The sequence below is a fragment of the Lysobacter fragariae genome, from assembly GCF_054779775.1.
The window spans coordinates 263,248-286,914 of record NZ_BAAGXP010000007.1 but is presented as its reverse complement, the minus strand read 5'-3'; the positions used below and the strand labels follow the sequence as shown (position 1 = coordinate 286,914).

21 protein-coding genes are annotated in these 23,667 nt (G+C 66.3%); 8 read left to right on the top strand and 13 right to left on the bottom strand.

Going from position 1 to position 23,667, the window contains the following annotated elements:
• Positions 1–10: 10 nt before the first annotated feature.
• The 9 genes from bamA to pyrH form a co-directional block, all read right to left on the bottom strand.
• Positions 11–2,527 (bottom strand): outer membrane protein assembly factor BamA, encoded by a 2,517-nt coding sequence (gene bamA, locus ACYVD7_RS10265; RefSeq protein ID WP_460762536.1) that lies wholly within the window; start codon positions 2,525–2,527, stop codon positions 11–13.
• Between the two features lie 98 nt (positions 2,528–2,625).
• Complete coding sequence (gene rseP, locus ACYVD7_RS10260) at positions 2,626–3,990, bottom strand: RIP metalloprotease RseP (protein ID WP_460762534.1); 1,365 nt, start codon at positions 3,988–3,990, stop codon at positions 2,626–2,628.
• Between the two features lie 18 nt (positions 3,991–4,008).
• On the bottom strand, positions 4,009–5,196 hold the full coding sequence (locus ACYVD7_RS10255; RefSeq protein ID WP_460762531.1) for a 1-deoxy-D-xylulose-5-phosphate reductoisomerase: 1,188 nt from the start codon (positions 5,194–5,196) through the stop codon (positions 4,009–4,011).
• A gap of 99 nt (positions 5,197–5,295) precedes the next feature.
• Entirely contained in the window at positions 5,296–6,132 is an 837-nt protein-coding gene (locus ACYVD7_RS10250) for a phosphatidate cytidylyltransferase (RefSeq protein ID WP_460762528.1), read from the bottom strand.
• On the bottom strand, positions 6,129–6,890 hold the full coding sequence (uppS, locus tag ACYVD7_RS10245; RefSeq protein ID WP_460762526.1) for a polyprenyl diphosphate synthase: 762 nt from the start codon (positions 6,888–6,890) through the stop codon (positions 6,129–6,131). The genes ACYVD7_RS10250 and uppS overlap by 4 nt, the downstream gene beginning before the upstream one ends.
• An 81-nt stretch (positions 6,891–6,971) precedes the next feature.
• Positions 6,972–7,529 carry a ribosome recycling factor gene (gene frr / locus ACYVD7_RS10240; protein ID WP_460762523.1) on the bottom strand — a complete coding sequence of 186 codons (558 nt, stop codon included), beginning with the start codon at positions 7,527–7,529 and terminating at the stop codon, positions 6,972–6,974.
• A gap of 92 nt (positions 7,530–7,621) precedes the next feature.
• The gene (locus tag ACYVD7_RS10235; protein ID WP_460762520.1) at positions 7,622–8,134 is read right to left on the bottom strand and encodes a hypothetical protein; all 513 of its coding nucleotides are present in this window, start codon (positions 8,132–8,134) and stop codon (positions 7,622–7,624) included.
• A gap of 61 nt (positions 8,135–8,195) precedes the next feature.
• Entirely contained in the window at positions 8,196–9,152 is a 957-nt protein-coding gene (locus ACYVD7_RS10230) for a cation diffusion facilitator family transporter (RefSeq protein ID WP_460762517.1), read from the bottom strand.
• A gap of 123 nt (positions 9,153–9,275) precedes the next feature.
• The gene (gene pyrH / locus ACYVD7_RS10225; protein ID WP_460762514.1) at positions 9,276–10,007 is read right to left on the bottom strand and encodes a UMP kinase; all 732 of its coding nucleotides are present in this window, start codon (positions 10,005–10,007) and stop codon (positions 9,276–9,278) included.
• A gap of 180 nt (positions 10,008–10,187) precedes the next feature.
• On the opposite strand from pyrH, the gene ACYVD7_RS10220 reads away from it, so the two are divergent.
• Entirely contained in the window at positions 10,188–10,913 is a 726-nt protein-coding gene (locus ACYVD7_RS10220; protein ID WP_460762512.1) for an AIM24 family protein, read from the top strand.
• Between the two features lie 117 nt (positions 10,914–11,030).
• On the opposite strand, the gene ACYVD7_RS10215 is transcribed toward ACYVD7_RS10220, so the two are convergent.
• From ACYVD7_RS10215 to rpsB, 3 genes are all read right to left on the bottom strand, one after another.
• On the bottom strand, positions 11,031–11,735 hold the full coding sequence (locus tag ACYVD7_RS10215; RefSeq protein WP_460762509.1) for a DJ-1/PfpI family protein: 705 nt from the start codon (positions 11,733–11,735) through the stop codon (positions 11,031–11,033).
• 297 nt (positions 11,736–12,032) lie between these two features.
• Positions 12,033–12,911, bottom strand: a complete 879-nt coding sequence (gene tsf, locus ACYVD7_RS10210) for a translation elongation factor Ts (RefSeq protein WP_460762506.1) — start codon at positions 12,909–12,911, stop codon at positions 12,033–12,035.
• 134 nt (positions 12,912–13,045) lie between these two features.
• Positions 13,046–13,852 (bottom strand): 30S ribosomal protein S2, encoded by an 807-nt coding sequence (rpsB, locus tag ACYVD7_RS10205; RefSeq protein ID WP_460762503.1) that lies wholly within the window; start codon positions 13,850–13,852, stop codon positions 13,046–13,048.
• A gap of 381 nt (positions 13,853–14,233) precedes the next feature.
• Between rpsB and map the strand changes: the two genes are divergently transcribed.
• From map to dapE, 6 genes are all read left to right on the top strand, one after another.
• Positions 14,234–15,010 carry a type I methionyl aminopeptidase gene (gene map, locus ACYVD7_RS10200; RefSeq protein WP_460762500.1) on the top strand — a complete coding sequence of 259 codons (777 nt, stop codon included), beginning with the start codon at positions 14,234–14,236 and terminating at the stop codon, positions 15,008–15,010.
• Between the two features lie 127 nt (positions 15,011–15,137).
• A complete protein-coding gene (gene glnD, locus ACYVD7_RS10195; protein WP_460762497.1) occupies positions 15,138–17,771 on the top strand; it encodes a [protein-PII] uridylyltransferase in 2,634 nt (877 codons plus the stop codon).
• Complete coding sequence (dapD, locus tag ACYVD7_RS10190; RefSeq protein WP_460762692.1) at positions 17,747–18,679, top strand: 2,3,4,5-tetrahydropyridine-2,6-dicarboxylate N-succinyltransferase; 933 nt, start codon at positions 17,747–17,749, stop codon at positions 18,677–18,679. Before glnD ends, dapD begins: the two co-directional genes overlap by 25 nt.
• Positions 18,680–18,696: 17 nt before the next feature.
• Positions 18,697–19,158 carry a hypothetical protein gene (locus tag ACYVD7_RS10185; RefSeq protein WP_460762494.1) on the top strand — a complete coding sequence of 154 codons (462 nt, stop codon included), beginning with the start codon at positions 18,697–18,699 and terminating at the stop codon, positions 19,156–19,158.
• A gap of 8 nt (positions 19,159–19,166) precedes the next feature.
• On the top strand, positions 19,167–19,526 hold the full coding sequence (locus ACYVD7_RS10180) for a Spx/MgsR family RNA polymerase-binding regulatory protein (RefSeq protein ID WP_460762492.1): 360 nt from the start codon (positions 19,167–19,169) through the stop codon (positions 19,524–19,526).
• Between the two features lie 11 nt (positions 19,527–19,537).
• Positions 19,538–20,665, top strand: coding sequence for a succinyl-diaminopimelate desuccinylase (dapE, locus tag ACYVD7_RS10175; RefSeq protein ID WP_460762489.1), 1,128 nt, complete (start codon positions 19,538–19,540; stop codon positions 20,663–20,665).
• Between the two features lie 216 nt (positions 20,666–20,881).
• On the opposite strand, the gene ACYVD7_RS10170 is transcribed toward dapE, so the two are convergent.
• Positions 20,882–23,305, bottom strand: coding sequence for a penicillin acylase family protein (locus tag ACYVD7_RS10170; protein ID WP_460762486.1), 2,424 nt, complete (start codon positions 23,303–23,305; stop codon positions 20,882–20,884).
• A 162-nt stretch (positions 23,306–23,467) separates the two neighbouring features.
• On the opposite strand from ACYVD7_RS10170, the gene ACYVD7_RS10165 reads away from it, so the two are divergent.
• Positions 23,468–23,602, top strand: coding sequence for a hypothetical protein (locus ACYVD7_RS10165; RefSeq protein ID WP_460762484.1), 135 nt, complete (start codon positions 23,468–23,470; stop codon positions 23,600–23,602).
• Positions 23,603–23,667: the final 65 nt, after the last annotated feature.

Sequence of the window (23,667 nt, the reverse complement as noted above, 5' to 3'; positions counted from 1 at the left end):
CGGGCCGCGATCAGAACGTGCCGCCGAAGGTGAACTGCAGGCGTTCGATCTTGTCTTCTTCCTTCTTGTTCAGCGGCGTGGCATAGCTGATGGAGATCGGACCCATCGGCGAACGCCACATCAACGACACACCAGCCGATGCGCGCAGTTCGCCCGTATCGAAACTCTTGGTGTCCTTGAACACGTTGCCGAAGTCGACGAACAGCGAGGGGCGCGCGGAAGCCGTGTCCAGCAGCGTCGGGAAGTAGAACTCCAGCGAGCCAACGGTCTTGACCGCGCCACCCACGGGCTGCGGGGCACAGCTTGCACAGGGCTTTTCGCGCGGCCCCAGCGTGTTGTCGACGAAGCCGCGAACCGAACGCACGCCACCGGCGTAGAAGTTCTCGAAGAACGGCAGTCCGTCCGCGGTCACCGTCTGCTTGTAGTCCGGCGATGTCGTGAGGCACGGGTTGCTGGGCGGCGTGACCGGTGAAGGGATGGGGTTGGGATTTTCCGGGCTTGCTGGGTTCGAAGGAACCGTGGCTGTGAAGCAAAGGTCGCGTGTGACGGCATTGCCGTAGCTATCGCCATAGCCCAGCTCGGTGCGCGTGTTCATCACCACATGGCGCGACAGCGGCCAGAACTTGGAGAAGCTGTAGTTGAGCTTGTAGTACTCGACCGTCGAACCCGGCAGGGTGGTTTCAAGCCAGATGCGCTGGTTGGTGCCGCGGCTCGGGGTCAGCAGGCTGTCGAGCGAGTTGCGCGACCAGCCCGTCTCCAGGCGCCATGAATGGAATGTGCGTTGGCCCAGCGCATTGATGTAGTCGCGGATCGGCTCCGGAGTGCCGCCACTGATCAGGATCTGGTTGCTGTCGATGCCGAACAGCGCGGAGACCGAGTCGGTCTCGGTGATCGGCAGGCCCAGCACGACCTGGGCCGCGCCGCTGTTGCTGTTGTACTGCGCGGTGTTGAAGTCGGAATAATCGAGCTCGCGCCACCACAGGTTGTAGCCGAGCGACAGGCCGTTATCCAGGAAGTACGGGTTGTAGAACGAGAAGTCGTAGCGCTGCTGGTAATTGCTGCGCTGCGCCTGCACCGATACGCGGTTGCCGCTGCCCAGGAAGTTGTCCTGCGATACCTGGATCTGCGTGCTCAATCCCGACAACTGCGAGAAGCCCAGGCCGAAGACGAAGCTGCCCGACGAGGTTTCCTTGACAGTGACGACCACGTCGACCTGGTCATTGGTGCCGGCGACGGGTTCGTTGTCGATGTCGACCGATTCGAAGTAACCCAGGCCCTGCAGGCGGATCTTGGAGCGATCGACGGCCGCCTGCGAATACCAGCTGCCCTCGAACTGGCGCATCTCGCGGCGCATCACTTCGTCGCTGGTGCGGGTGTTGCCCTTGAACACGATGTTGCGCACGTTGACGCGCGGGCCCGGCACGACCTGGAGGTTGATGCCGACGGTCTTGGCCTGGCGGTCGACGTCGGGGATCGGGTTCACCTGGGCGAAGGCGTAGCCGACGTTGCCCAGCGCCGCGGTGATCGCATCGGAGGTGATCTCCAGCATGCGGCGCGAGAAGATGCTGCCTTCCCGCACCAGCACCATGTTCTGCACCCGCTCCTTGGGCAGGATGGTGTCACCGGTGACCTGCACCGATGAGACCTTGTACTGGTCGCCCTCGGTAACGCCGGCGCTGATGAACATGTCCTGGCGGCTGGGGCTGATCGCGACCTGCGTGGAGTCGACGTTGAAGTCGACGTAGCCGCGGTCGAGGTAGTAGTTGTTGAGCTTCTCCAGGTCTCCGGAGAGCTTCTCGCGCGAGTACTGGTCGTCGCGGCGGTACCAGCTGAGCCAGTTGTGCTCGCGCGATTCCCATTGGTCGAGGATCTGCTTGTCCTCGAACTTCTCGTTGCCGACCAGGTTGATGTGCTGGATGCTGGCGGCCTTGCCTTCCTTGATCGCGATGGTGACGTCGACGCGGTTACGGTCCAGGCGGGTTACGCCGGGGGCGATCGTCGCGTTGTACTTGCCGCGGTTGTTGTACTGGCGGCTGAGTTCCTGGCTCATGCGGTCGAGGACCAGGCGGTCGAAGGTGTCGCCTTCGGCCATCCCGTTTTCCTTCAGGCCGTGCATCAGGTCATCGGTCTTGATGTCCTTGTTGCCGGTGATGGTGATCTTGTTGATCGCCGGGCGCTCGGCCACGGTAACGACCAGGATGCTGCCCTGGCGGTCAAGGCGGACGTCTTCGAAGAAACCGGTCTTGTAGAGCGCGCGGATCGCCGCCGCAGCCTTGGCCGAGTCCAGCGTGTCGCCACGCTCGACTGGCAGGTAGGTGAACACGGTACCCGCGGAGATGCGCTGCAGCCCGTCGATGCGGATGTCGCTGATCGTGAAGGCGTCCGGCGACACCGCCTCCGGGGCCGGTGCCGCGCCTCCCAGAGAAAACGGATTGGCGGACTGCGCCATCGCGGGCAGGGCCGTTGCCTGTGCCAGTGCAGTCATGAGGGCAAGGGCAAGCAGGCGGCGATTGGGGAGTCGCGTCATCATCACATCCGGTTGGGGGTTGCCGCGCCAACAGGCGCCGCAGGGCGAATCGTTGGTCGGACAAGTCCTTCCTGAACTGGTTCCCGAAGCGCTTTCCATCAGCGCGCCAGGTTGTTCACGATGTCGTTGTAGAACGCCAGGCCCATCAGGCCGACGATCAAGGCAAGGCCGACAAAATTGCCGGCGGCCTGCACCCGTTCGCTGACCGGGCTGCCTTTGACCAGCTCGATAAGGTAATACAGCAGGTGACCGCCGTCCAAGATCGGGATCGGCAGCAGGTTCAGGATGCCCAGGCTGAGTGACAGCAGGGCGAGCAACCACAGGTACGTGGCGACGCCTTCGTTGGCCATGGCATTGCTGGCCCGGGCAATGGTGATCGGCCCCGCCACGGTGTTGCGCACCGACACTGCGCCGGTGAAGGCCCGGCGCAACATCGAGAAGAACTCGCCGGCCTGGTGCGTGGCCTCGTCGAATGCGGCCGGGATGGCGTCGATCGGGCCATAGCGCAGCACGGCGTCCTTCGGCGGTGGCTTGTTGGAGCCCATCGTCACGCCCAGGCCCCAATAGGACTGGCCGGAAGGCGATGTGAGCCGGCGCGGGGCCAACGGGAAGGCCAGGCGGTCGCCGGCCCGCTGGACTTCGACCATGGCCTCGCCGCCGCGTTCGCCCAGCTGCTTGAGCAGGGGCGCGATGTCGTCATAGGCGCGGACGGGGTGGCCATCGATCGCGGTGACCCGGTCGCCTTCAGCCAGTACGCCCCACGCGGGCTTGCCGGACTCCACGCGGGTGACGATGGCCGGGACCATCTGGTGGCGGGGCTGGATGCCGATCGAGCCGATGGCCGCGATGTCGCTCGACGTGCGCGGGATGGTCGAGGCCCGAAGCTCGCGGCTGGCCTCCGTGCCGCTGGCCTGGCGGACCCGTATGGCGACGTCCGCGCGGTCCAGCGCGACGGAGATAAGCGCCATTTCGGCTTCCTTCCAGGTCGGCGTGGCGCGGCTGCCGACGGCGAGCAGGGTGTCGCCAGCGTGCAGTCCGGCAGTCGCGGCCAACCCTTGGGCCCTGCCAACCACGGGCGCGTAGTCCGGGCGCCCGATCACGAACATGCCCCACAGCAGCAGCACGCACAGGATCAGGTTGGCGGCCGGACCGGCGAAGGAGATCGCGATGCGCCTGAACACGGACGCCTGATCGAGGGCCTGCGCCTTGAGTTCGGCGGGAACCGGGCTGTCGGGCTCCTCGCCGAGCATCTTCACGTAGCCGCCCAGCGGGATCCATGCGACGCAATACTCGGTGCCGTCGCGGCCACGGCGTAGCCACAATGGCTGGCCGAAGCCGATCGAGAATCGCAGCACCTTCACGCCGCAGCGGCGCGCGACCCAGAAATGGCCGAATTCGTGGAAGGTGATCAACACGCCGAGGCTGACCAGCAGCCACCAGATCGAGCCGAAGAATTCACTCATGGGCAGTGCGGCTCCGGCTTACGCGGCGGACAGGCGGGGGATGGCGGCTTGGGCATGCGCACGCGCCGCCGCGTCGGCGGCACGCAGGCTTTCCAGTGAATCGGCTGACGTGGACGGCAACGCATCCAGCGTCGACTCGACCAGTTCGGCTATCGACAGGAACGCAATCCGGCGCTGAAGGAAGGCTGAAACGGCGACCTCGTTGGCCGCGTTCAGCATCGCCGGCGCGGTGCCGCCGGCTTCCAGCGCCTGGAATGCGAGGCGCAGGCACGGGAAGGCGGCCAGGTCGGGGGCCTCGAAGTCGAGCCGGCCGTGCTGCAGCAGGTCCAGGCCACCGACGCCGGAACTGATCCGTTCCGGCCAGCCGAACCCCACTGCCAACGCGGTGCGCATGTCCGGCAGGCCCAGTTGCGCCAGCGTGGACCCGTCGACGAATTCGACCAGCGAATGCACCAGGCTCTGTGGGTGCACGAGCACGTCGATGCGATCGCGACCGACACCAAACAGGTGGTGGGCTTCGATCACCTCGAGGCCTTTGTTCATCAACGTGGCCGAATCGACCGAGATCTTCGGACCCATCGACCATTTCGGGTGCGCGACGGCCTGCTCGGGCGTGACCGCGAGCAGTTCTTCGCGCCGACGACCCCGGAACGGGCCGCCGGACGCCGTCAGCAGGATGCGCTTGAGGCCGCGATGCGCGTGGGCGTCAGGCAGGCACTGGAAGATCGCGTTGTGCTCGCTGTCGATTGGGACGATGGTCGCGCCGCTATCGTGCGCGGTGCGCATGAGCAGTTCGCCGGCCAGCACCAGTGATTCCTTGTTCGCCAGCAGCAGTCGCTTGCCCGCGCGCGCGGCGGCGAGGGTGGACGGCAACCCGGCTGCGCCGACTATCGCGGCGACGACGGTATCGCAGGCATCGCTGCCGGCCAGTTGCTCGACGGCGGCATCGCCTGCGTGCGCCTGCGTGTCCAGGCCGGCGGCGCGCAGGCCTTCGCGCAGGGCGTCGAACTTCGATGTATCGCTGATCACCGCGTGCAACGGCCGGTGCCGTTGGCATAGCGCGACCAGCTCAGCGACCTTGCTTCCGGCCGCCAGCACCGTCGCGCGCAACTGCTGGGGGTGGCGCGCGATGACGTCCAGCGCCGAGGCGCCAATGGAGCCGGTGGCGCCGAGCACGGCGATCTTGCGGGTGGGAAGCTGGGACATCAGGGGATTATCGTCGCCGTGGAGGCTTCACGCCCGTGGCGGTGGTTGGGGCGGTGAATGGAGCGGGGAGCGCAGGGCACGCCATGCGGGCGCGAGGCTTCAGAAGCCGAACATCGCCTTGCCCAGCGCGAACACCGGCAGCGCGGCGAGCACGCCGTCCACGCGGTCCAGGATGCCGCCGTGGCCCGGGATCAGGTCGCCGGAATCCTTCACGCCGGCGTGGCGCTTGAGCAGGCTTTCGAACAGGTCGCCGACCACCGAAGCCAGTATCGCCACGAAGGCCACCAGCGCCACCAGCGGGAGCTTGGCTACCGGCGCGCCGGCGAGCATCGCCCCGGCGACCCCGACGATCAGGCCGGCGACCACGCCACCGATGACACCTTCGATCGTCTTGTTCGGGCTGACCGTCGGCGCCAGCTTGCGCCGGCCCAGCTTGCGCCCGGCGAAGTACGCGCCGCTGTCCGCGGCCCAGACGATCGCCAGTGCGGTGAAGAGCCACAGGTGGCCATTGGGCTTGGACGCATGGATCCAGCCCAGTGCGCACCAGGCTGGAATCACCGCCAGCGCGCCGGCGGCGAGCTTGAACATGCGCGCCCAGGTCTCGTGGTCGCTGGCGAAGGAGAAATGCCTCAGCCACAACAGCGCCAGCAGCCACCAGACCACGCCGAGCACGCAGGCCAGCTGGAACAGGACGTAGCTGTAGCCCGTCGCCGAGCGCGACGCCCACACGATCGCGACCATCATCGCGAGGTTGGCCGCCAGCAGCACCGTGCGCGCGAGGGTGTCCTCGATTCCGGTGAGTTCGAACCATTCCCACAGGCCGATCAGGAAGACCACGGCTGCCAGCGCCATCATCCACGGCGAAGCCATCAACAGGATCGCCGCGATGGCGATCGGCGCCATGATCAGGGCCGCGAGCAGGCGGGTTTTGGTCATTCGATGTTCCCAGGAGGCCGTGGCCCGGCGACCTGATCACCCGTGAGGCCGAAACGGCGCTCGCGATTGGCGTAGTCGTCCAGTGCGCGTCGCAGTGTGGCTGCATCCAGCTCCGGCCACAACGTTTCGGTGAACCACAGTTCGGTGTAGGCCAGCTGCCACAGCAGGAAGTTGCTGATCCGCATGTCGCCGCCGGTGCGGATGAACAGATCCGGTGGCGGCAGGTCCGCCAGCGCCACGTGGGCGGCGAGCAGGGTTTCGTCGATGGCTTCCGGATCCAGTCGTCCGGCGGCGACTTCGCGGGCGAGCACGCGCGCGGCGCGGGCAATGTCCCAGCGGCCGCCGTAGCTCGCGGCGATGGTCAGCTGCAGTCGCGTGTTGCCTGCGGTCTGCGCTTCGGAGGCGTTCATGCGGGCGACGATGGCGTCGGCGAAGCGTTCGCGTTCGCCGATGAATCGGATGCGCACGCCGCGGCGGTCGAGTTCGTCGACTTCGCGTTCGAGCGCGCCGAGGAACAGCTTCATCAACGCACCGACTTCTTCCTCGGGGCGCCCCCAGTTTTCGCTGGAGAACGCGAACAGCGTCAATGCCTCGATGCCGGTTTCCAGGCAGAAATCGATGCAGATGTTGACGGCGCGCGCGCCGGCGCGGTGGCCGATCATGCGCGGACGGCGGCGGCGCTGCGCCCAACGTCCGTTGCCGTCCATGATGACGGCGAGGTGGTGGGGAACGGGCGTGGACGCTGGATCGGAAGACATGGGGCTGTCGGAAGTTGGCGGTTGCTGGCTGGCGGTTGTCGGTGGGCCGTGGCTGCCGACAACCGGCAACTGACAACTTCCTCAGACCGCCATCAGTTCCTGTTCCTTGGCCTTCACCACGTCGTCGACGTCCTTGATCGCGCCGTCGGTGATCTTCTGGATCTCGATTTCGGTGCGGCTGACTTCGTCTTCCGTGATCTTCTTTTCCTTCAGCAGTTCCTTGACCTGGCTGTTGGCGTCGCGGCGGATGTTGCGGATCGCGACCTTGGCGTCCTCGCCTTCACCGTGGACGTGCTTGGAGAGCTCCTTGCGGCGTTCCTCGGTCAGCGCGGGCAGGTTGAGGCGGATCACGGTGCCGGCGGTGTTGGGGGTCAGGCCCAGGTCGGAGGCGAGGATCGCCTTCTCGATGGCGCCCACCAGCTGCTTCTCCCACGGCGTGATCGTCAGCGAACGCGCATCGGCGACGGCGACGCTGGCGACCTGGCCCAGCGGCATTTCCGAGCCGTAGTAGTTGACCTTGATCGAGTCGACCAGCCCGGCGGAGGCGCGGCCGGTGCGGACCTTGACCAGGTCGTGGCGCAGCGCGTCCACGCTCTTGGCCATGCGGGTCTGGGCGTCTTTCTTGATGTCGTTGAGCATCGCCGGCTCCGGCTGCAGGTTCAGTAGGCGCGGGATTATAGCGGGAGGGGAGGATTCGGGGTCCGGGCCGGGTTGAGCCCGCCCTACGCGGGTTACGAGTTCTCAGGCGAACATTCCAACCAGAGTCGTACCCACGGATGTCTGGCCAAGCCGGGCGCCACCTCAGCGAACGCATGCATAAACACCTCTCTCACGGCCATCAACATCTCTTCAAGATCCTCGCGATCAATGTGTTCGACCGCAGGATTCGGTTGCCAGATGGTTCGACTTGTACATGTAGCTACATAGCGGCCGTCCGTAGGCGAGAACGTGATTGCTCGCTCGATACCTTGTTCATAGAAGTCAATCTCAGCGGTCGCGCCCACATTTACAGCCCGAAGGGCATCAGGTAATTGCTCCAGGAGGACGGGAAGATCAGTGCCCACATCGACCGGCCAACGATCCTGACCAAAGCCCGACACCACAAGATCGCTTCGCCGCTCCATCGCTCGGCAGACGTCCATCAAGATGGACCGGATATCGTTCTCATCGGGATCGTAGGCACGGGTGGCAAGTTCTGACGCCGGGGACTCTCTCAGCCGCAATTCGATTCGCATAACCGTCATGGTCCTACGATGGGATAGGCAGTGCGAAGGCCGGCACCTCTTGGTACGGGCCGGTGGCCCCTCAGTGATGCGGCGCGCGATCGTGCTGGTCGTGTTCGCAGCCGGTGCCACGCTCCACCTGCAGTGTCGGATGGTTGATGCCGAAGCGGTGGTCGAGGTCGTGGGTGATGCGATCGATGAATGCATCGTGGTCGGCGTCGTCCGGGCGGACGAGGTGCGCGGTCATCGCGATCTCGCCGGCACCCAGCGACCAGATGTGCAGGTGGTGCACCGCCGCCACGCCCGGCTGCGCCTGCAGGAACTCACTGACCTGCGCCTGGTCGATGCCGCGCGGCACCGCATCCATCGCGGCGTTGAAGCTCTCGCGCAGCAGGCCGAACGCGCCGATCGCGATCACCAGCCCGATCAGCAGCGCGGTCACCGGGTCCAGCCATTCCCAGCCCTGCCACCACATGCCTGCACCGGCGAGCACCGCGGCCAGCGACACCGCAGCATCGGCGATCAGGTGCAGGAACGCGCCGCGACGGTTGAGGTCGTGCGCATGCCCCTCACGCACCAGCCACGCGGCGCCGAGGTTGACCGCGATGCCGAGCGCCGCGACCACCATCACCGGCAACGCGGGGATCTCCGGCGGTGCGCTGAAGCGGCGGATCGCTTCCCAGCTGAGCGCACCCGAAAAACCCACTAGCAGCAGCGAATTCGCCAGCGGCGAGAGCAGGGTGGCGCGACGCCAGCCGTACGTGTGGCGCGTGGTAGGCGGCCGGCGTGCGATGACCGCGGCGCCCCACGCAAGGGCCAGGCCGAGTACGTCGCCCAGGTTGTGCAGTGCGTCGGAGAGCAGCGCCAGCGAGTTGGTGGCGAAGCCGTACCCGGCTTCCAGCGCCGTGTAAGCCAGGTTGATCAGCGTGACGACGGCAAAGGCACGCGCGGTGCTGGCGCCGTGGTGGTGGTCATGACCGCCATGGTCGTGCCCGTGGCTCTGGTCGCGGCCTTGGCCGTGCTGGTGGAGTAATCCCATGGATCGATCCTGCCACGCGGCCTTCGCGCAACGCTATTCCAAGGTAGGCGGCTGCAAGCTTTGCCGGCTCCCGGGTGGGTGGCCGGATGGGCCTTGCAGCCGCGGACAGCTCGCAATTCCCGCTTACAGCCCCGGATTCCGGCCCCGCACCAGCGTGCCGATGTTCTCGCCGCGCAGCACCTTCAGCAGCACGCCCGGCTGGCTCATGTCGAAGATGCGCAGCGGCAGGTCGCTGTCGCGGCACAGCGCGAAGGCGGCCGTGTCCATGACCTGCAGGTTGCGCGAGATGACTTCGTCGTAGGTGAGCTTGTCGAAGCGCACGGCATCGGCGTGCTTCTTCGGATCCTTGTCGTAGACGCCGTCGACCTTGGTCGCCTTGAGCAGCAGGTCGGCGCCGATCTCGATCGCGCGCAGCGCGGCGCCCGAGTCGGTGGTGAAGAACGGGTTGCCGGTGCCGGCCGCGAAAATCGCGAGGCGGCCCTTCTCGAGGTGGCGCACGGCGCGGCGGCGGATGTAGTCCTCGCACACGTCGTTGATCTTCAGCGCGCTCATCACGCGGCACTTGGCACCGAGCTTCTCCAGCGCGTCCTGCATCGCCAATGCGTTGATCACGGTGGCGAGCATGCCCATCTGGTCGCCGGTGACGCGGTCCATGCCGCCAGCGGCCAGTCCGGCACCGCGGAAGATGTTGCCGCCGCCGATCACCAGCGCGACTTCGGCGCCGGCCTGCTGCGCTTCGATCACCTCGCGCGCCAGGCGGGTCAGCACGGCCGGGTCGATGCCGTAGTCCTCGTTGCCCATCAGCGCCTCGCCGGAGAGCTTCAGCAGGACACGACGATAGGCAAGCTGGGACATGGCGACCTCGGGGTTGGGGGTGCGCTGGATGTTGCGCTGGGGCGGCGGGATTGTAGCCGATGCGCCCGGGATGCCGGCTGGCCGCGGCGCAGTCGACCCGCCTTCGCTGCGTCAGGTGCAACCCCTATGATCCATGGCCAATCGTTGACCCGATCCATTCCAACCAGCAGGGAGAAAGCAGTGGCGATCAGGAACCTGAGCGAGTTTGTCGAGGAGTCGAAGCAGAAGGATCTCAGCCAGGACGTGTTCGAGCTGGAAAGCTCGCACCTGTTGGAGGTCAAGCTGAGCGGCCGGGTGTGGGCGAAGGCCGGCTCGATGGTCGCCTACCGTGGCGGCGTGAAGTTCACCCGCCAGGGGATGCTGGAACAGGGCCTCGGCAACCTGTTCAAGAAGGCGGTGAGCGGCGAAGGTACGCAGATGATGAAGATGGAAGGCAACGGGCGCGTCTACGTCGCCGATGCCGGCAAGAAAGTCACGCTGCTGCGCCTGGGCGGCGAGGCGATCTTCGTCAACGGCAACGACGTGCTCGCCTACGAGGACGGCATCCAGGCCGACATCAAGATGATGCGCAAGGTGTCGGGGATGATGTCCGGCGGCCTGTTCAACATGCGCCTGCAGGGCAATGGCGTGGTCGCGATCACGTCGCACTACGAACCGCTGACGCTGGCGGTGACGCCGGACCAGCCGGTGTTCACCGATCCCAACGCGACCGTGGCGTGGTCGGGCAACCTGAGCCCCGACATCGTCACCGATATCTCGCTGGGCACGCTGTTCGGTCGCGGCTCCGGCGAGAGCGTGCAGCTGAAATTCGCAGGCACCGGCTGGGTGGTCGTGCAGCCGTACGAGGAGGTCTATTTCCAGTCTGGTGGCAGCGGTGGCGGCGGGTTGCTGGGCGCCCTGACCTGATTGGGGAATGCTGAAAAAGCTGGAAAAAGCTGGGCCGGAAGGGCGGGGAGGCCCTTCCGGTGTCCTGGGTTGGCGGTTGCGTGTGTTGACGTCGCGAACAAGAAGCGCGCGTCGTGCTCAGGCCAGTCCCAGGACTTTCTTCGTCGCAGCGGTCAGGCCAGCGGTGAACGAAGCCTGCGACTGGGTGACTTCGATCACCAGCTCGGGCGACGCTTCGGTGGGGTCGCCCGAGTGGAGCGGTGGCTGCGGCGCGTACTGGTTGCGCAGCTGGCTGAGTCGGGCCTGTTCGACGTTGCCGATCACCTCGATCAGGCGCAGTGCGAGATCGAGTGAGGAAGAAATGCCGCCGCCACTGAAGCGGCGACGCGCTTCGTCCACGTGCCAGCGCGGGTAGCCCGGCACCACGGTGATCTCCGGGAACATGGCCAGCACCGACCGCGCGCTCCAGTAAGTCGTCGCGGCGCAACCGTCGAATGCGCCCGCGGCGGCGAGTATCAGCGCGCCAGTGCAGACCGATCCGACCCATTCGGCCGTGCCTGCCTCGCGCTTCAGCCATGCCTGGAAGAGGGGATCGAGCATCGCCGCACCCACGCCCGTGTCGCCGCCACCGGGCACGAACACGATCGACAGCGGCGGATGGTCGTTGAAGGTTGCGTTCGGATTCACCGTCACGCCTTCGGTGGTCGCGATGGGATCGCGATTGGCGGCGATCCACACCGGCTTGAATACATCCGTGTAGGCGAAGATCTGCGTGGCGCCAGCGAAGTCCAGCAACGTGCAGCCGGGATACAGCGCGAAACCTACGTTCATGGGCGAGGACATCCGTGTCTCCTGTCAGGAAATGAACCCGAGCCGCGCAAGGCGACTCTGGTCGGAAACGGAGGTCGGAGTGAGCCAGGATGCTGGCCCGGTTGTCGCAGCATCGGCCGACCTCCTGTCGCCGCCGCTGCAATCCCCGTGAGGGGCACGGGACGGTAACCGTTCCGCGGTGCTTCATTCAACAAAAAAGCCGCGGTTCCCCGCGGCTCTTTCGTGGTCCGGCCAGATTGCGCCGGAATCGTTCGATCAGGATCAGTCGATCAGGATCATTCGATCAGATCGGTCGATCAGATCAGCCGATCAGACCTGCATCGCCTTCTGCACTTCGGCGGCGTAGTCCTCGACGACCTTCTCGATGCCTTCGCCGACGACCAGGCGCTGGAAGCCGACCACATCGGCGCCAGCGGCCTTGACGGCCTGTTCGACGGTCTGGTCGGAGTTCAGCACGTACGGCTGGCCGTACAGGGTGACCTCGTTGACGATCTTGGCGATCTTGCCGCTGATGATCTTCTCGAGGATTTCGGCCGGCTTGGCCTTGTCCTTCTCGGACATCTTGGCCAGCTCGATTTCCTTTTCCTTCGCGACGAAGTCGGCCGGGACGTCGGCAGCCTTGTTGTACGGCGGGTTCATCGCAGCGACGTGCATCGCGATGCCGCGGGCCAGGTCGGCATCGCCGCCCTTGACCTCGACCAGCACGCCGATCTTGCCGCCGTGCACGTAGGCAGCGACGTTGTTGGCGGTGTCGACGACGACCATGCGGCGGATCTGGATGTTCTCGCCGAGCTTGGAGATGGCGGCAGCGCGGGTTTCCTCGATGGTTTCGCCCGAGCCCAGCTTGACGCTCTTCAGCGCCTCGACGTCAGCGACACCGGAAGCCAGTGCGGCCTGGGCGACGGCATTGGCGAAGGCGAGGAAGTTCTCGTCCTTGGCGACGAAGTCGGTTTCGGAGTTGATCTCGACCAACACGGCCTTGCCGCCGTTCTGGGCGACGGCGATGCGGCCTTCGGCGGCGACGCGGCTGGCCTTCTTGTCGGCCTTGGCGAGGCCCGACTTGCGCAGCCATTCGGCCGAAGCGTCGATGTCGCCGTTGTTCTCGGTGAGCGCCTTCTTGCACTCCATCATGCCGGCGCCGGTGCGCTCGCGCAGTTCCTTGACCAGGGAAGCGGTGATTTCTGCCATGGGGGTTACCTCAAAAGAATGGTGGGCGGGCTCTTGATAGGCATGGGCCCGCCGGATCGGCGCGGCGGGCCAAGGCCCGCCTGCGAAATCGACAACGCAGCCGCGCAGCATGGCGCGGCCACGTGACGAGGGTCTTACTCGGCGGCTTCGGCGCCCTTGGCCGGGGCCTTCTTCGCCGGCGCGCGGCCGCGCGGAGCCTTGTCGCCCTCGGCAGCGCCTTCGACGAACTCTTCTTCGCGGACCATCTGGGCCTGCGGGGAAGCAGCCTTGCCTTCCAGCACGGAGTCGGCGGCGGCGCGGGCGTACAGCTGCACGGCGCGGATGGCGTCGTCGTTGCCCGGGATCGCGTAATCGACCAGTTCCGGATCGTAGTTGGTGTCGACGACCGCGATCACCGGGATGCCAAGCTTCTTGGCTTCCTTGATGGCGATGTCTTCGTGGCCGACGTCGATCACGAACAGCGCGTCGGGCAGGCGGTTCATTTCCTTGATGCCGCCCAGCGAGGCTTCCAGCTTGTCGCGTTCGCGGCGCAGGGTCAGCACTTCGTGCTTGACCAGCTTCTGGAAGGTGCCGTCGGTTTCAGCGGCATCGAGTTCCTTCAGGCGGGCGACCGACTTCTTCACCGTGGCGAAGTTGGTCAGCGTGCCACCCAGCCAGCGCTGGGTCATGAACGGCATGCCGCAACGCTCGGCTTCTTCCTTGATCGCTTCGCGCGCGGAGCGCTTGGTGCCAAGGAACAGGATGACGCCGCGCTTCTGGGCAACGCCCGAGATGAAGTTCATCGCGTCGTTGAACAGCGGAACGGTCTTCTCGAGGTTGATGATGTGGATCTTGCCGCGGGCACCGAAGATGTACGGACCCATCTTGGGGTTCCAGTAACGGGTCTGGTGGCCGAAATGGACGCCGGCTTCCAGCATCTGGCGCATGGTGATCTGGGGCATTGCACTACTCCTGATGGGGAACCGGCCGCGTAAGTAGTGCGGCTCGCCAGTCGCTCCGGTTGGAGCGTGGCGACGGTTCCGGGGTTGGGCCTCCCCGCTGCTTCCGTGGCCGAACTTCCAGGTGGTTGGACCTTGGAAGCACCCCGGCACGGGCTGTGGCAGCGGGTGTGGATTCACCGATGTCGCTCGGTGTGGGCGGCACTACGGCCTAGCCGCAGAGCCCCGGAATTATGCCGGGATGGGCGGATCCGGGCAACCATGGGCCACTGACGGGTCACCAGCGGGCCGGAACCCTCCGGATCGGGGCTCGCGGCGGGTTCATGCCGCATCGTTCTGCCGGTGGCGGGCCTGTCTTCGCCCCGGATGGGCGATAATTCGCCGATGCCCATCACCATCAAGACCCCGGACGAGATCGAGAAGATGCGCGTCGCCGGCCGCCTGGCCGCCGAGGTGCTGCAGGTCGTCGCTCCCCACGTGAAGCCCGGCGTGACCACGGCCGAGCTCGACCGCATCTGCCACGACCATATCGTCAAGGTCCAGAACGCGATCCCGGCCAACGTCGGCTACAAGGGGTTCCCGGCAACCATCTGCACCTCGGTCAACAACGTCATCTGCCACGGCATCCCGGCCGAATCCAAGGTCCTCAAGGATGGCGACATCGTCAATATCGACGTCACCGTCATCAAGGATGGCTGGCACGGCGACACCAGCCGCATGTACGTCGTCGGCACGCCGTCGGTGATGGCCAAGCGCCTGGTGGACGTGACCCGCGAGGCGATGTTCCGCGGCATCCGCACCGTCAAGCCGGGCGCGACGCTGGGCGACATCGGCAATGCGATCCAGCAATACGCCGAGGGCGAGCGTTTCAGCGTGGTGCGCGAGTACTGCGGCCACGGCATCGGCCGGATCTACCACGAGGACCCGCAGGTGCTGCATTACGGCCGCGCCGGCGAGGGCCTGGTACTCAAGGCCGGCATGACCTTCACCATCGAGCCGATGATCAACGAAGGCCAGCGCCACACCAAGCTGCTCCCTGACGGCTGGACCGTGGTTACCAAGGACCGCAAGTTGTCCGCGCAGTGGGAGCACACCGTCGCCGTCACCAACACCGGCGTGGAAATCCTGACCCGCCTGCCCGGCGACGACAACGACCTGTGACGGGCAGCGGCGTCGTTCCGGCTGACGTTGCTGCCGGTCCGGCCGCGTCCTGGCAGGCACGATCCGCTGTCCCAGCCTGGCGAAAAGAAAACCGAACGCCATGAGCGAAGCCGGTTCCATGCCCCCGATGAGCGCGTCTTCGCTCGATGCGTCCGCGATCGTGTCCCGGACCGATGCGCAGTGGGCCGCGACCACGCGCCAGGCCATCGCCGAAACCGATGCCGCACTCGCCGCGCGCTTCGACGCCAACGGTGACATCGATCGCCTGCTCGCCGCGCGTACGCAGGCGATCGATGCCATCGTCCGTGAAGCATGGTCGCACTGTGTCCCGCAGGATGCCGAACTCTCGCTGTTCGCCGTCGGTGGATACGGTCGCGGCGAGCTGTTCCCGCAGTCCGACATCGACCTGCTCGTACAGGCCGAAGCCACCGCGCAATCGCTGCACACCGATGCGCTGGCGCGCTTCTTCGCGATGCTGTGGGACGCCGGGCTTCCCGTCGGCCACGCCGTGCGTTCCATCGACGAATGCACGCAGGCCGCGGCGCAGGACGTGACCGTCCTCACCGCGATCCTCGAAGCGCGTCCGCTGCTGGCGGACCTGGATACGGCTTCGCAACTGGCGGAAGCGATCTCGCCGCACCGCATCTGGCCGCCGCGCGAATACTACGCCGCCAAGTGCGATGAACAGCGCGCACGCCACGCCCGTTTTGGCGATACCGCGGACAACCTGGAACCCAACCTCAAGGAAGGCCCCGGCAGCCTGCGCGACCTGCAGACATTGCGCTGGCTGGCGCTGCGCCTGCTGGGCACCTGGGACCCGGAGTCGATGATGGCCATCGGCCAGCTCGGCGTCGACGAATTCGCCACGCTCGAGCGCGAACGCCGCGCGCTCTCGCGCCTGCGCTTCGGCCTGCACCTGGTGGCAGGCAAGCGCGAGGAACGCCTGCGCTTCGACTACCAGAAGCTGCTCGCTGCGCGACTGGGCCACGTCGACAACGCCGACAACCTGGCCGTCGAGCAGATGATGCAGGGCTTCTACCGCAGCGCCGCGCTGGTGCTGCGCATCGGTGATCGTCTGTTGCAACGCTTCGAGGAGCAGCTCGAAGGCGATACGACGCCGCAGCCCATCGATGCCGACTTCGAGCTGCGCCGTGGCTACATCGCCGCGTCCGCATTGGCACAACCCGGTGCATCGTGGCCGCGCGACACCGCGGATCTTTTCGCGTTGTTCGCCGTGTGGGCCTCGCGCGAGGACGCACGCGGCCTGCATTCGCGCACCGCGCGCGCGTTGGCCGAAGCACTGTCGCGCATCCCGGCCTACCACCAGGCCGACGCCGAACTGCGCCAGCGCTTCATGCGCCTGCTGCGTGGGCCGCAGGCGGTGGAGACGCTCAAGCGCATGGCGCGACTGGGCGTACTGGGACGCTGGATTCCTGCGTTCGCCAACGTGTCCGGACGCATGCAGTTCGACCTGTTCCACGTGTTCACGGTCGACCAGCACACGCTGGCGGTGCTGAAGAACATCGCGTCGTTCGCATCGGGCGAGCCCGACGAGCGCTTCGCACTCGCGCACCAGGTGTGGCCGCGCCTGCGCAAGCCGGAAGTGCTGCTGCTCGCGGGGCTGTTCCATGACATCGCCAAAGGCCGCGGCGGCGATCACTCCGTGCTCGGCGCCGTGGATGCGCGCGAATTCTGTATCGCGCACGAGTTGTCCGAAGGCGACACGGCATTGGTGGAGTGGCTGGTCCGACAGCACCTGCTGATGTCGGTGACGGCGCAAAAGCAGGACATCGCCGATCCCGACGTGATCCATCGATTCGCGACGCTCGTGGCCGACCGCGAGCGCATGGATCATCTTTACCTGCTTACCTGCGCCGACATCGCGGGGACGTCGCCCAAGCTGTGGAACACGTGGAAGGACCGCCTGATGGCGGACCTGTACACCGCCACGCGCCTGGCACTGCGACGCGGCCTGGAAAACCCGGTGGCAGCGGAGGAGCGCATTGCCGAAACCCGCGACGCCGCGAGCGCGATGCTTGCCGCGTTCGGCGTCCACGAAGACGAGATCGAAGCGCTGTTCGCGCGCATGCCACGCATCGGTTTCGAGCGCAGCCGCCCGGACCAGATCGCCTGGCAGGCGACGTCGTTGCGCGATGCCGACGCTGGCGGCTGCGTGCGCGCGCGACCGTTGACGGGTTTCGAGGGTGCGCTGGAAGTCTTCGTGCATTCGCCTGATCGCGACGGTCTGTTCGCCGCGATCGTGGCGACGCTTGATCGACTCGGGCTGGCGATCCAGCAGGCGCGCATCCTCGATGGTCCGCACGACATGGTGTTCGACAGTTTTGAAGTCGTGCCCGCCGATCCGCGCCACGCGCCAACGACCGAGGACGTTGAGAGCCGACTGACCCAGGCATTGGCGGGGGCATTGGAAAGCATCCGCCCCGCACGACGCACGCAACCGCGGCACCTGCGGCACTTCCGCATCGCCTCGCAGATCGGTTTCGATCGCATCACCGGTGGCGCCGCTGGTCGCACCATGCTCAGCCTGGTGTGCAACGACCGCCCCGGGCTGCTCGCTGACGTGGCCCAGGTCCTGCGTGACCAGCATCTGCGCGTCCACGACGCGCGCATCGCGACCTTCGGCGAACGCGCCGAGGACGTGTTCCAGATCACCGACCGGCGCGACCAGCCGCTGGACGAAACGCAACAGCAGGCACTGCGCGACGCGCTGCTCGCCTGCATCGACGGAGACAGGCAATGACCGCAAAGAAGAAGGCTGCGACGAAGAAGGTCGCCGCGAGGAAGTCCTCGGCGAAGAAGGCCGCGAATGGGCCGGGTATCGAAGAGCTGAAGTTCATGATCGACAGCGCGTTCGAGCGTCGCACGATGCTGAGCATCGACGAAATCGACGGTTCCACGCGCCCGACGGTGGAGCGCGTGATCGAAGGCCTGGAAAAGGGCGAGTTCCGAGTCGCCGAACCCGACGGGAAGGGCGGCTGGACCGTCAACGAATGGCTGAAGAAGGCGGTGCTGCTGTATTTCCGCGTCAACGAGATGCAGCTGGTGGATGCGCAGCCAGCGCCGTTCTGGGACAAGGTCCCGGCCCGGTTCGAGGGCTACGGCGAGAACGACTTCCGCAAGCTCGGCGCGCGCGTGGTGCCGGGCGCCATCGCGCGTCGTGGCGCGCACATCGGCAAGGACGTCGTGCTGATGCCGAGCTTCGTCAACATCGGCGCGCACGTCGGTGAAGGCACGATGGTCGACACCTGGGCGACGGTGGGTTCCTGCGCGCAGGTCGGCAAGCATTGCCACCTCAGCGGTGGCGCCGGCATTGGCGGCGTGCTGGAGCCGTTGCAGGCATCGCCGACGATCATCGAGGACCATTGCTTCATCGGTGCGCGATCGGAAGTCGTGGAAGGCTTCGTCGTCGGCCACCACAGCGTGATCGGCATGGGGGTGTTCCTGGGCCAGAGCACGCGCGTCTTCAACCGCATGACCGGCGAGATCAGCTACGGTTCTGTACCGCCTTACAGCGTGGTGGTGTCCGGGCAGTTGCCGGCGAAGGATGGCTCGCACTCGCTGTACTGCGCGGTGATCGTCAAGCAAGTCGACGCGAAAACGCGATCGAAGACGTCGATCAACGACCTGCTGCGCGGATTGGCCGAGTAAGGCGTCGGGGCGAAACCATGGAACAGATTTCCTCCGGGCAGACATTCTTCATCAAGCGGCTGTTTCCGATGCTGTGGATAGGCTTCATCGGGTTGTTCCTGGTGATTGGATTCACGACTGGCGCCTGGCGGCAGAATCCAGTGTTCATCATCCAGCCGATCGCGATGCTCGCGATTGGACTGGTGTTGTTCCGCATGCTGTTCTGGAATCTTGCGGATGAAGTTCGTGATGGTGGCGCCTTCCTGATCGTGCGCAAGGGCGGGGTGGAGGAGCGCGTGCAGCTCGCCAACGTGATGAACGTGGCGATGAGCCAGTTCACCAATCCACGACGCATCACCCTGCGCCTGCGCACTCCGGACAAACTCGGCGACGAGATCGTGTTCATCCCGAAGTCGACGTTCCAGCTCAATCCGTTTGCCCGCAATCCCGTTGCCGAGGCGCTGATCCAGCGCGTCGACCGGGCTCGCAACCACGCCTGAGGTTTTTCGTGACCACGCTTTACGGCCTCAACAACTGCGACACCTGCAAGAAGGCACGCAAGTGGCTCGACCGCTTCGGTGTCGCGCATGTCTTTGTCGACTATCGCGATAACCGGCAGGCGCCGGAGACGCAGCTCGAATGGCGCGATGCGCTCGGCGGCTGGGACGCGATGATCAACAAGTCCTCGACCACCTGGCGCACGTTGCCGGAAAACCGCAAGGCTCCCGGTTCTGACGCCGAGTGGAAGTTGCTGCTGAAGGAGTATCCGCAGCTGATCCGCCGCCCCGTGGTCGTGACCGACGATGGCGCTGTCACGCAGGGCTTCAGCGACAACGCCTTCAAGCTGCGGTTCGGGGTCGGAAAGTGAACGAAACGGCGATGAGCGAAGTCCTCAACCTCACCAAGGAACTGATCCTGCGACCGTCGATCACCACCGACGACGCGGGTTGCCAGCAGCTCATCGCACAGCGGCTGAAGCACGCCGGGTTCTGGTGCGAGCACCTGCGCTTCGGCGAGGTGGACAATCTCTGGGCGACGCACGGCCAGGGCGAGCCCACGCTGGTGCTGCTGGGCCACACCGACGTGGTACCGCCAGGCTCGCGCGATGCGTGGGACAGCGATCCCTTCGTGCCTGAAGTCCGCGATGGCGTGCTGTACGGGCGCGGCGCTGCGGACATGAAGGGCAGCGTTGCGGCGTTCGTCATCGCGCTGGAGCGCTTTGTCGCCGCGCATCCCAAGCATCGCGGCCGCGTTGCATTGTTGCTGACCTCAGACGAGGAAGGCGATGCCATCGACGGCGTGCGCCGCGTGGCCGACCTGTTCCGCGAGCGCGGCGAGCGCATCGATTGGTGCGTCACCGGCGAGCCTTCCTCGACGGCGAAGCTCGGCGACCTGCTGCGCGTGGGACGACGCGGCACGCTGTCGGCGACGCTGGCCGTGCGCGGTATCCAGGGTCACGTCGCGTATCCGGAAAAAGCCCGCAACCCCATCCACCAGGCGATGCCCGCGCTGGCCGAACTTGCCGCGCGTCGCTGGGACCACGGTTACGAAACTTTCCCGCCGACCAGTTTCCAGATCAGCAACATCAATGCCGGCACCGGTGCGAACAACGTCATCCCCGGTGAACTGAAAGTGCTGTTCAACCTGCGCTACAACCCGAACTGGCGCGCGGCGCAACTGGAAGAGCAGTGCGAGGCCGTGCTCAAGCAGCATGGGCTCGAATACGCCGTGCACTGGCATCGCGGCGGCGAACCCTTCCACACACCCGAAGGTCCGCTGCGTGCGGCCGCACGTGAAGTGCTGGCCAGGTTCGCCGGTGCCGCACCGGAAGAGAGTACCGGCGGTGGCACCTCCGACGCACGATTCATCGCGCCGCTGGGTGCGCAGTGCATCGAGATCGGCCCGGTCAATGCGAGCATCCACAAGGTCAACGAGCATGTCTCGGTCGCAGACCTGGAGGCGTTGCCCGACTTGTACCTGCAACTGATCGAACGATTGTTGGCGTAGGGCGGGTCTCGACCCGCCGTTTCGTTGCTCGGCCAATCTCTCGTTCGCTTCGGTTGCGTTGATCGGAATCGGGGGCGGCGGATCAAGACCCGCTCTAGTCACCACTCCCATGCAGCAGCTATGAGGTCGGCGATGCCATCTGCTGGACGGCATCGCAGCCACGCTACGGTCGTTCGCCATCGTCGGCCGCCCGCGCGGCATTCATCCGTGTCGCCCCTAATTTTCGCCGTGGGCGGGTCGCATCCGCAGCGTGTGTGTCGCCTCACCCGGCAGGAACGGCGTCGGCCTGCCATGCACCCAGTCATCGTGGCCCGCGCCCCAGAACGGCGACAGTGGGTTGCCGCTCTGGCCGCCGGGCATGTGGATGTAGCCCTCGGCTTCATGACCGGGCGACACCACCATGCGTTCGGAAGCACCGAAGTCCGGTTGTTGCACGCGCGGCATCGCCACGTCGCCGGGTAACTGTTCGAACGGCATGCACAGCGCGCCGCGCGCGAAGCCCGGCAACGCGGCGGCCAGCGGATGGCATATGTGCGCGGTGTTCTGTTCGCCCCAGGTGCGCTGCGCCAGCGGTCCTTTCGCCTGCAGGTCGGCTTGAACCTGCTTCGCCGCGTCTTCGAACAGTGCGTCCCAGTCCTTGAAACGCGGCGACAGCAGGTTGATGGGTCGCTGCGTGACCATCGGCCAGACGAAGCCTTCCTGTTGCTGCAACCCGGGCATCACGAAGTCCTTGCCCATCGCCACCTGCGCCGGGCCGGTGAGTCCATCCAGCACGCGCGCCTGTACGGCCGTGCGCCACAGGCGCACCAGTCGATAGCTGACCGACTCCGTGCTCGCGCGACCTTCCCATTTCGCGGCGGCACCGGACAGCGCGGTGAGCGCTGGCAATTTCGCCCGCGTCGCCGTGTCGCGCAGCAACTGCCACCACGGTGCCAGGAACAGCGCGCGGTCGTCGAGCTGGATCGTCAGCAGGTCGCGTTCGCCCAGTTGCTGCTTCGCGAAGAGATCGTCGCGGATCTGCGCGGCGCGTGCGCCCAGCGTGGAGCCGCCGTCGCCGGCCAGTCGCAGCGTGTCGCCGCTTACGACGCGGTTGTTGCCGGTCCACAAACGTCCTCGCGTCGGCATGAGCAATGGTGCCGCCGACGAACTCACCGCCCACGGCTTGCAGCCCGGTACTTCGGCTGAAGGAGCGGCATCCACGCTAACCGGCACGGAACCATCGCAACCTGCGCCGCGCATCGCGATCGGACCCAGCCAGCGCCAGCCGATCGCGCCGTGGCTGTCGGCGATCAGCATGTTCTGCGTGGGGATGGCGACGTTGCGCGCGACGTCCACGGCTTCGGCGACCGTCGTGGCGTGGGTGATCGCGCCGAGGTTGAAGTTGAGCGAGCCCGGCAGGTGCGCGACCCAGCGCAGTGCCAGCACGCGGCCATCGGGTTCGTGCGACAGGATCGGGCCCCAGCGTGTCTCTTCGATGTCGAAGGTTTCCGCCGGCGCGCCGGCCACCGCGATCAACTCGGTGTGGTGGCTGACTTTTTCGCAACCGGCCGCCGTGGCACTCGCGGGTGCCTTCGCATCGCACACGCGCTGCAGCGCCCAGTCGGCGGTATCGATGTAGCTGTTGGTGTACGCCCACGCGACGTGGCCGGTGCTACCAACCACCACGAAGGGCAGGCCGGGCAGGGTGAAGCCGCCCATGTCCACGCGACCACCCGGCGCGCCGGGATCGGCGTAGCGCAACTGCGCGCGGAACCAGATGTTCGGCGCGCGCAGGCCCAGGTGCATGTCGTCGGCGACTATCGCGCGGCCATCGCGCGTGACTTCACCAGACACGGCGAAGTTATTGCTGCCGATCACGCGCGGCGTTGGCGCGGCATCGCCGAGGGTTTTCGGATGCGGCAGGTTGCGCAGGTCGACCACATCGGCGCCGGGCAGGACGGCGTCGCCGATCGGACCACCGGTCAACGGGGCATCCCAGCGCGTGCCGCCATGGCGTAGCAGCTGCATCAGCGGCGCGGGCAGGTGCGACTGCATGCGCCACAACGCCAGTTCGCGCGCGTTGCGGTCGTCCTGCAGGTCGAAATACATCGCGTAGGCCACCAGCGCCGAGTCGCTGATCTTCCACGGCTGTGGTTCGGTGCGCAGCAGGAGATAGGGCCACGGCCGCACCTTGAGCGCGAACAGCCCCGCGTTCACGCCGTCCACGTAGGCCTGCATCTGTGCGCCACGATCGCCGACGATCTTCTTCAGGTCGGCGTCGACGCGGGCGCGGAAGCGGTGGACGCGATGCAGCTTGTCCAGGTCGACGGCGATCGGTCCGAACAGTTCGGACAACTCGCCTGCGCCGGAGCGCCGCAACAGGTCCATTTCGAAGTAGCGTTCCTGCGCGTGCACGTAGCCGAGCGCGCGCATCGCATCGATCTCGTTTTCGGCCTGGATGGTGACCACGCCCAGCTTGTCGCGCTGGATGGTGACGGGCGCGCGGAGTCCATCCAGCGCCAATTCGCCATCGAGCCGGGCGAGGCTGCCGTGCATCAGCCACCACGCCGTCAATGCCAGCAACAGCAGCAGGGCCAGCACCGCCAGCACGCCGCGTCTCAACCACCTGCCCAGCCGCCCCCTGGAAGTCCTCGTCGCCATGTCCGTCTCCCCCAGGCCACCGCTCCCCGTGGGTGGCCGCTGATCCCAGCTTAGACCTTGTCCCGGCCGGCGTGGCCAGTGTTTTCGCTCGCTTGGTGGGAAGTACGCCTCATTCCATCGGGTGACTTGCCAAACCACCCCGGCGTGCAGCAGGATCGACTGATGGCCTCCGTCTTCGCCACCTTCCAGCAGACCTGCGCCGCGCTCCGCGGCCGCCTGCCCGTGGCCGGCGCGGGCCTCATCCAGCACGTCAATAACAACCGCAATAACGCCAGCCTTCCGCGGGCCGGCGATTAGCGCGCGTTACTTACCGCTCAATCGCTCACGAAGCCCGCGCCAACAGCGCGGGCTTCGTCGTTTTC

Excerpts from the sequence above, each read along its gene's own strand:
- uppS (WP_460762526.1), bottom strand. The coding sequence starts at position 6,890 with ATGTCTTCCGATCCAGCGTCCACGCCCGTTCCCCACCACCTCGCCGTC.
- ACYVD7_RS10230 (WP_460762517.1), bottom strand. The coding sequence starts at position 9,152 with ATGGGATTACTCCACCAGCACGGCCAAGGCCGCGACCAGAGCCACGGG.
- dapE (WP_460762489.1), top strand. The coding sequence starts at position 19,538 with ATGAGCGAAGTCCTCAACCTCACCAAGGAACTGATCCTGCGACCGTCG.
- ACYVD7_RS10165 (WP_460762484.1), top strand. The coding sequence starts at position 23,468 with ATGGCCTCCGTCTTCGCCACCTTCCAGCAGACCTGCGCCGCGCTCCGC.
- pyrH (WP_460762514.1), bottom strand. The coding sequence starts at position 10,007 with ATGTCCCAGCTTGCCTATCGTCGTGTCCTGCTGAAGCTCTCCGGCGAG.
- rseP (WP_460762534.1), bottom strand. The coding sequence starts at position 3,990 with ATGAGTGAATTCTTCGGCTCGATCTGGTGGCTGCTGGTCAGCCTCGGC.
- ACYVD7_RS10170 (WP_460762486.1), bottom strand. The coding sequence starts at position 23,305 with ATGGCGACGAGGACTTCCAGGGGGCGGCTGGGCAGGTGGTTGAGACGC.
- glnD (WP_460762497.1), top strand. The coding sequence starts at position 15,138 with ATGAGCGCGTCTTCGCTCGATGCGTCCGCGATCGTGTCCCGGACCGAT.
- rpsB (WP_460762503.1), bottom strand. The coding sequence starts at position 13,852 with ATGCCCCAGATCACCATGCGCCAGATGCTGGAAGCCGGCGTCCATTTC.
- tsf (WP_460762506.1), bottom strand. The coding sequence starts at position 12,911 with ATGGCAGAAATCACCGCTTCCCTGGTCAAGGAACTGCGCGAGCGCACC.
- bamA (WP_460762536.1), bottom strand. The coding sequence starts at position 2,527 with ATGACGCGACTCCCCAATCGCCGCCTGCTTGCCCTTGCCCTCATGACT.
- ACYVD7_RS10235 (WP_460762520.1), bottom strand. The coding sequence starts at position 8,134 with ATGACGGTTATGCGAATCGAATTGCGGCTGAGAGAGTCCCCGGCGTCA.
- frr (WP_460762523.1), bottom strand. The coding sequence starts at position 7,529 with ATGCTCAACGACATCAAGAAAGACGCCCAGACCCGCATGGCCAAGAGC.
- ACYVD7_RS10185 (WP_460762494.1), top strand. The coding sequence starts at position 18,697 with ATGGAACAGATTTCCTCCGGGCAGACATTCTTCATCAAGCGGCTGTTT.
- ACYVD7_RS10215 (WP_460762509.1), bottom strand. The coding sequence starts at position 11,735 with ATGTCCTCGCCCATGAACGTAGGTTTCGCGCTGTATCCCGGCTGCACG.
- ACYVD7_RS10255 (WP_460762531.1), bottom strand. The coding sequence starts at position 5,196 with ATGTCCCAGCTTCCCACCCGCAAGATCGCCGTGCTCGGCGCCACCGGC.
- ACYVD7_RS10250 (WP_460762528.1), bottom strand. The coding sequence starts at position 6,132 with ATGACCAAAACCCGCCTGCTCGCGGCCCTGATCATGGCGCCGATCGCC.
- map (WP_460762500.1), top strand. The coding sequence starts at position 14,234 with ATGCCCATCACCATCAAGACCCCGGACGAGATCGAGAAGATGCGCGTC.